This window comes from Ramlibacter sp., from assembly GCF_013697775.1.
Taxonomy (GTDB): Bacteria; Pseudomonadota; Gammaproteobacteria; order Burkholderiales; family Burkholderiaceae_C; genus Ramlibacter.
The window spans coordinates 1-6,714 of record NZ_JACCWG010000158.1; the positions used below are offsets into that span (position 1 = coordinate 1).

At 66.5% G+C, this 6,714-nt stretch carries 9 protein-coding genes; 8 read left to right on the plus strand and 1 reads right to left on the minus strand.

Annotated elements, in window-relative coordinates:
• The coding region (locus tag H0U68_RS07825) for a LysR family transcriptional regulator (protein WP_296354307.1) at positions 1–510 on the minus strand (510 nt) is incomplete at its 3' end.
• A gap of 133 nt (positions 511–643) precedes the next feature.
• On the opposite strand from H0U68_RS07825, the gene H0U68_RS07830 reads away from it, so the two are divergent.
• From H0U68_RS07830 to H0U68_RS07865, 8 genes are all read left to right on the plus strand, one after another.
• Positions 644–1,303, plus strand: a complete 660-nt coding sequence (locus H0U68_RS07830) for a substrate-binding domain-containing protein (RefSeq protein WP_296354324.1) — start codon at positions 644–646, stop codon at positions 1,301–1,303.
• Between the two features lie 35 nt (positions 1,304–1,338).
• The gene (locus tag H0U68_RS07835; RefSeq protein WP_296354310.1) at positions 1,339–2,373 is read left to right on the plus strand and encodes an amidohydrolase family protein; all 1,035 of its coding nucleotides are present in this window, start codon (positions 1,339–1,341) and stop codon (positions 2,371–2,373) included.
• Between the two features lies 1 nt (position 2,374).
• The gene (gene ligK, locus H0U68_RS07840; RefSeq protein ID WP_296354312.1) at positions 2,375–3,058 is read left to right on the plus strand and encodes a 4-carboxy-4-hydroxy-2-oxoadipate aldolase/oxaloacetate decarboxylase; all 684 of its coding nucleotides are present in this window, start codon (positions 2,375–2,377) and stop codon (positions 3,056–3,058) included.
• Between the two features lie 111 nt (positions 3,059–3,169).
• Positions 3,170–4,078 carry an amidohydrolase family protein gene (locus H0U68_RS07845; RefSeq protein WP_296354314.1) on the plus strand — a complete coding sequence of 303 codons (909 nt, stop codon included), beginning with the start codon at positions 3,170–3,172 and terminating at the stop codon, positions 4,076–4,078.
• A 102-nt stretch (positions 4,079–4,180) separates the two neighbouring features.
• The gene (ligA, locus tag H0U68_RS07850; RefSeq protein ID WP_296354316.1) at positions 4,181–4,561 is read left to right on the plus strand and encodes a protocatechuate 4,5-dioxygenase subunit alpha; all 381 of its coding nucleotides are present in this window, start codon (positions 4,181–4,183) and stop codon (positions 4,559–4,561) included.
• Positions 4,561–5,415, plus strand: a complete 855-nt coding sequence (locus H0U68_RS07855) for a class III extradiol dioxygenase subunit beta (RefSeq protein WP_296354318.1) — start codon at positions 4,561–4,563, stop codon at positions 5,413–5,415. Before ligA ends, H0U68_RS07855 begins: the two co-directional genes overlap by 1 nt.
• Positions 5,416–5,500: 85 nt before the next feature.
• Positions 5,501–6,457, plus strand: coding sequence for a Gfo/Idh/MocA family oxidoreductase (locus H0U68_RS07860; protein ID WP_296354320.1), 957 nt, complete (start codon positions 5,501–5,503; stop codon positions 6,455–6,457).
• 10 nt (positions 6,458–6,467) lie between these two features.
• Positions 6,468–6,714, plus strand: a 247-nt coding sequence (locus H0U68_RS07865) for an aldo/keto reductase (protein WP_296354322.1), incomplete at its 3' end; no start/stop codon positions are given.

Consider the following 6,714-nt stretch of genomic DNA (forward strand, 5'->3'; position numbering starts at 1 on the left):
GGCGCGCACCAGCAGCAGGTCTTCTTCCAGCAGTGGCGTGATGTCCAGTTCGCGCGAGGGCTGGGCGTTGTACAGCACGGCGATGTCCAGCCGGCCGCTGGTCAGGGCGTCCTGCAGCGCGCCCGACAAGCCTTCGCTGATCGACAGGCGCGCATCCGGCATGGCTTGGCCGACGACGCGGGTCAGGGGCACGGCCAGCACGCGGGCCACGCTGCTGGGCAGGCCCACGGCCACGCGGCCGGCCAGGCCGCCGCGCAGGCGGCCCAGGTCTTCGCGGGCGCGCTCCACCTGGTGCAGGATGCCCCTTCCATGGTCCAGCAGCACGCGGCCGGCTTCGGTGGGCACCGCCCCGCGGCCGTTGCGCACCAGCAGGGTCTGGCGCAGCTCCACCTCCAGTAGCCGCACCTGGCGGCTGAGCGCAGGCTGGGCCACGTCCAGCTCGATGGCGGCGCGCGTGAAGCTGCCGAGCTCGGCCACGCGCACGAAGTAGGCGAGCTGTTTCAGGTCCATGGGCTCACCAGTCTAGAACATAGCTGAGACACAGCTATGCGCGTTTGTTCTAGCTGATAGCGGGGCCTCCGGCTTCCAGGGGCTTGCCAGCGCACGCACAATGCCTCGCATGCCGATCCGCGGAATCTCGTCCATGGCCACCCGCCAGGTGCTGGCTGAGCTGGCGTCTGCCTATGAAGCGCGCACCGGCGTCGCCGTGGCCATCGAGTCCGTCGGCGGCGTCGATGCCGCCAAGCGCGTGCAGGCGGGCGAAGCCTTCGACGTCGTATTCCTCGCCGACGCTGCCATCGACAAGCTGGTGGCTAGCGGCCATGCCGTCGCGGGCAGCCGCGTGGATCTGGTGCGCTCGGACGTCGCGGTCGCTGTGCGCGCCGGCGCGCCGCGGCCAGACTTGTCCACCGAAGAAGCCGTGAAGCAGGCCGTGCTGGCCGCGCCGACGCTGGGCTATTCCACCGGGCCGAGCGGCGTGGCGCTGGTGCAGCTGTTCGAGCGCTGGGGCATCGCAGACCAGGTGCGCCCGCGCATCGTGCAGGCACCGCCGGGCGTGCCGGTGGGTTCGCTGGTGGCACGGGGCGACGTGGCGCTGGGCTTCCAGCAGCGCAGCGAGTTGATCCACCTCGAAGGCATCGACGTCGTCGGGCCGCTGCCGGCGCCGATCGCCATCGTCACCGTGTTCAGCGGCGCGGTGTGCGCAGCTTCGCAGCAGGCCGACGCGGCGCGCGACCTGCTCGACTTCATGGCCGCGCCGCAATGGGCCGAGGCCAAGCGCCGTCAGGGCATGGAGCCCGCCTGAATCCGCTAAAACAGAAGACGCAGCAAGGACCACGCATGAGCCTCATCATCGATTGCCACGGCCACTACACCACCGCGCCCAAGGCGCTGGAAGAGTGGCGCAACCGGCAGATCGCCGGCATCAAGGACCCGGCGCAGATGCCCAAGCCCTCGGAGCTGAAAATCTCCGACGACGACATCCGCGAGACCATCGTCAACAACCAGCTGCGCCTGATGAAGGAGCGTGGCAACGACCTCACGCTGTTCTCGCCGCGCGCCAGTTTCATGGCGCACCACATCGGCGACTTCGAGGTGTCCAGCACCTGGGCCGCCATCTGCAACGCGCTGTGCTTTCGCGTGTCGCAGCTGTTCCCGGAACACTTCGCGCCGGTGGCCATGCTGCCGCAGTCGCCCGGCGTCGATCCGAAGACCTGCATTCCCGAGCTGGTGAAGTGCGTGGAGCAGTACGGCTGCGTCGGCATCAACCTGAATCCCGATCCCTCGGGCGGGCACTGGAAGGAGCCGCCGCTCACCGACAGATGGTGGTACCCCATCTACGAGAAGATGGTGGAGTACGACATTCCGGCCATGATCCACGTGTCCACCTCGTGCAACCCGTGCTTCCACACCACCGGCGCGCACTACCTGAACGCGGACACCACGGCCTTCATGCAGTGCGTGCAGGGCGACCTGTTCAAGGACTTCCCGACGCTGCGCTTCCTCATCCCCCACGGCGGCGGTGCCGTGCCCTACCACTGGGGGCGCTTTCGCGGCCTGGCGCAGGAGATGAAGAAGCCGCTGCTGGACGACCATGTGATGAACAACATCTTCTTCGACACCTGCGTGTACCACCAGCCGGGCATCGACCTGCTGAACACGGTGATCCCGGTGAAGAACGTGCTGTTCGCCAGCGAGATGATCGGCGCGGTGCGCGGCATCGACCCGACCACCGGCAACTACTACGACGACACCAAGCGCTACATCGACGCGTCGACGATTTTGAGCGCAGAAGACAAGCACCAGATTTTCGAGGCCAACACGCGGCGCGTCTTTCCGCGGCTGGATGCGCGCTTGAAACAGCAAGGACGTTGAGATGTACGAACTGGGCGTTGTCTACCGCAACATCAAGCGTGCCGACCGCGAGGTGGCCGATGCGCTGGCCGGCCTGGGCTCGGCCACCGTGCACGAGGCCATGGGCCGCGTGGGCTTGCTGAAGCCGTATATGCGGCCGATCTATGCCGGCGCGCAGGTGTCCGGCACGGCCGTCACGGTGCTGCTGCATCCGGGCGACAACTGGATGATGCACGTGGTGGCCGAGCAGATCCAGCCGGGCGACATCGTCGTGGCGGCCATTACCGCCGAATGCACCGACGGCTATTTCGGCGACCTGCTGGCCAACTCGTTCCAGGCGCGCGGCGCGCGCGCGCTCGTCATCGACGCCGGCGTGCGCGACGTGAAGACGCTCACCGAGATGCGGTTCCCGGTGTGGAGCAAGTGCATCAGTTCCAAGGGAACCATCAAGGCGACCATCGGTTCGGTGAACATCCCGGTGGTGTGCGCCGGCGCGCTGGTGACGCCGGGCGACGTGATCGTGGCCGACGACGACGGCGTGGTGTGCGTGCCCGCCGCGATGGCCAAGAAGACGCTGGACGCCGCGGCAGCCCGCGAAGCCAACGAAGGCGAGAAGCGCGCCAAGCTGGCCTCGGGCGTGCTGGGGCTGGACATGTACAAGATGCGCGAGCCGCTGGAGAAAGCGGGATTGAAATACATCGATTGAAGCACCGTTCCCACACCCGTTCGGGCTGAGCTTGTCGAAGCCCGCGCAAGCCCTTCGACAGGCTCAGGGCGAACGGACTTTCCTCCAAGGCGAACGGATTCGGAAGAACACATGGAATTCACCAAAACGCCCGGCTGGCTCGACTGGTACGCCAACCCCAGCAAGCCGCACTTCCAGCTGCCCCCGGGCGCGGTGGACGCGCACTGCCACGTGTTCGGCCCCGGCGACCGGTTCCCCTACGCGCCCGAGCGCAAGTACACGCCGTGCGACGCCAGCTGGCAGCAGCTGTTCGCGCTGCGCGACCACCTGGGCTTCGACAAAAACGTGATCGTGCAGGCCACATGCCACGGTGCGGACAACAGCGCGATGGTGGATGCGCTGAAACACGCCAACGGCAAGGCGCGTGGCATCGCCACCGTGCGCCGCAGTGTGACCGACAACGAACTGCAAGCAATGAACGCCGCCGGCGTGCGCGGCGTGCGCTTCAACTTCGTCAAGCGGCTGGTGGATTTCACGCCCAAGGACGAACTGCTGGAGATCGCCGCGCGCATCGCGCCGCTGGGCTGGCAGGTGGTGATCTACTTCGAGGCGGTGGACCTGCCCGAGCTGTGGGACTTCTTCACCCGGTTGCCGACCACGGTGGTGGTGGACCACATGGGCCGGCCCGACGTGAACAAGCCGATCGACGGCTCCGAGTTCGCACTGTTCCTGAAATTCATGCGCGAGCATGAGAACGTGTGGAGCAAGGTGAGCTGCCCCGAACGCCTGTCGGTGGCCGGCCCGCCGGCGCTGGATAGCGAGCGCAACGCCTACCGCGACGTGGTGCCGTTCGCGCGCAAGGTGGTGGAGAGTTTCCCCGACCGCGTGCTGTGGGGCACCGACTGGCCGCACCCGAACCTGAAGGACCACATGCCCGACGACGGCCTGCTGGTGGACTTCATCCCGCACATCGCCACCACGCCGGAACTGCAGCGCAAACTGCTGGTGGACAACCCGACGCGACTTTATTGGAGCACTTGACCGTTCGATCAGGGTACCCACCGTTCGCCCTGAGCCTGTCGAAGGGCTTCGACAAGCTCAGCCCGAACGGATGCGATACCAACCCGAACGAGGTGAAACACGATGCCACTCGACAAACCCTACAGAGGCGTGCCCGGCACGACCATCTTCGACGCCGACCAAAGCCGCATGGGCTATGCACTCAACCAGTTCTGCATGTCGCTCATGAAGGCCGAGAACCGCGAGCGCTTCAAGAAGGACGAGCGCGCCTACCTCGACGAATGGCCGATGACCGAGGAGCAGAAGCAGGCGGTGCTGGCGCGCGACCTGAACCGCTGCATTGCGCTGGGCGGCAACATCTACTTCCTGGCCAAGATCGGCGCCACCGACGGCAAGAGCTTCCAGCAGATGGCCGGTTCCATGACCGGCATGAGCGAGGACGCCTACCGCGAGATGATGATCGGCGGCGGCCGCCACCCGAAATGGGGAAGGGAGAACACGTAATGGCCCGCATCACCGCATCCGTCTACACATCGCACGTGCCGGCCATCGGCGCGGCCATGGACCTGAAGAAGACCGAAGAGCCGTACTGGCAGAAGGTGTTCGCGGGCTACGAGTTCTCGCGCCAGTGGATGAGGGACAACAAGCCCGACGTGGTGTTCCTGGTCTTCAACGACCACGCCACCGCGTTCAGCCTGGAGATGATCCCGACCTTCGCCATCGGCACCGCCGCGCACTACAAGGTGGCGGATGAAGGTTGGGGCCCGCGCCCGGTGCCCGACGTGCAGGGCGACCCCGACTTCGCGGCGCACATCGCGCACTCGGTGATCCAGCAGGACTTCGACCTCACCATCGTCAACAAAATGGACGTGGACCACGGCCTCACCGTGCCGCTGTCGCTGCTGTGCGGCGACGCGCAGGAATGGCCGTTCAAGGTGGTGCCGTTCGCGGTCAACGTGGTGCAGTACCCGGTGCCTAGCGGCATGCGCTGCTTCCGCCTGGGCCAGGCGATCCGCAAGGCCGTGGAGAGCTACGACGAAGACCTGAACGTGCAGATCTGGGGCACCGGCGGCATGAGCCACCAGCTGCAGGGCCCGCGTGCCGGCCTGATCAACCGCGAGTGGGACAACGCCTTCCTGGACCGCCTGATCGCCGACCCCGAAGGACTCGCAGCCGTGCCGCACATGGAGTACGTGCAGGAAGCCGGCAGCGAAGGCATCGAGCTGGTGATGTGGCTCATTGCCCGCGGCGCGATGGCCGATGTCGACGGTGGACCGAAGCCCACGCTGCGGCACCGCTTCTACCACGTGCCCGCGTCCAACACGGCGGTGGGCCACATGATCCTGGAGAACCGATAACCCGTTCGGGCTGAGCTTGTCGAAGCCCCGGCACGCGCCACCCTTCGACAGGCTCAGGCCGAACGGATTGCAAGGAGAAAAGACAATGAGCAAGACAGTACGCATCGCACTGGCCGGGCCCGGCGCCTTCGGCATCAAGCACCTGGACGCCCTCAAGCTGATCGACGGCGTCGAGGTGGTGTCCATCATCGGCCGCGAGCTGCCCAAGGCGCAGGAAGTCGCGCAGAAGTACGGCGCGAAGCACGTGACCACCGAGCTGGGCGAGGCGCTGGCCCGCCCCGACGTGGACGCCGTGATCCTGTGCACGCCCACGCAGATGCATGCCGCGCAGTCCATCGCCGCCATGCAGGCCGGCAAGCACGTGCAGGTGGAGATCCCGCTGTGCGACAAACTGGAGGACGGCCGCGCCGTTGTCGCGATGCAAAAGCAGAGCGGCCTGGTGGCGATGGTGGGCCACACGCGCCGCTTCAACCCCAGCCACCAGTACGTGCACGAGAAGATTGCGGCCGGCGAATTCCACATCCAGCAGATGGACGTGCAGACCTACTTCTTTCGCCGCAGCAACATGAACGCGCTGGGCCAGCCGCGCAGCTGGACCGACCACCTGCTATGGCACCACGCCGCGCACACGGTGGACCTGTTCCAGTACCAGACCGGCAGCAAGGTGGTGAAGGCCAACGCGGTGCAGGGGCCGGTCCATCCGCAGCTGGGCATCGCCATGGACATGAGCATCCAGCTCAAGACCGAGAGCGGCGCCATCTGCACGCTGTCGCTGTCCTTCAACAACGACGGCCCGCTGGGCACCTTCTTCCGCTACATCGGCGACACCGCGACGTACATCGCGCGCTACGACGACCTGGTGAACGGGAAGGAAGAGAAGATCGACGTGTCCCAGGTGGACCTGTCGATGAACGGCATCGAGCTGCAGGACCGCGAGTTCATCGCCGCCATCCGCGAAGGGCGCGAGCCGAACTCCAGCGTCGCCAAGGTGCTGCCCTGCTACGAGGTGCTGGACCAGCTGGAGCAACAGTTGGTCGGGTAGGCTCACGGCCATGCAACAACGGCAACTCGGACCTTTTTCTGTCTCGGCCATCGGGCTGGGCTGCATGAACCTCAGCCACGCCTACGGCACGCCGCCTTCGGCGCAGCAGGGCGAGCGCGTGCTGCTGTCTGCGCTGGATGCGGGCGTGATGCTGTTCGACACCGCGGCGCTGTACGGCTTCGGCGCCAACGAAACCCTGGTCGGGCGCGTGTTCAGGAACCGCCGCTGGGACATCACGCTCGCGAGCAAGGGCGGCA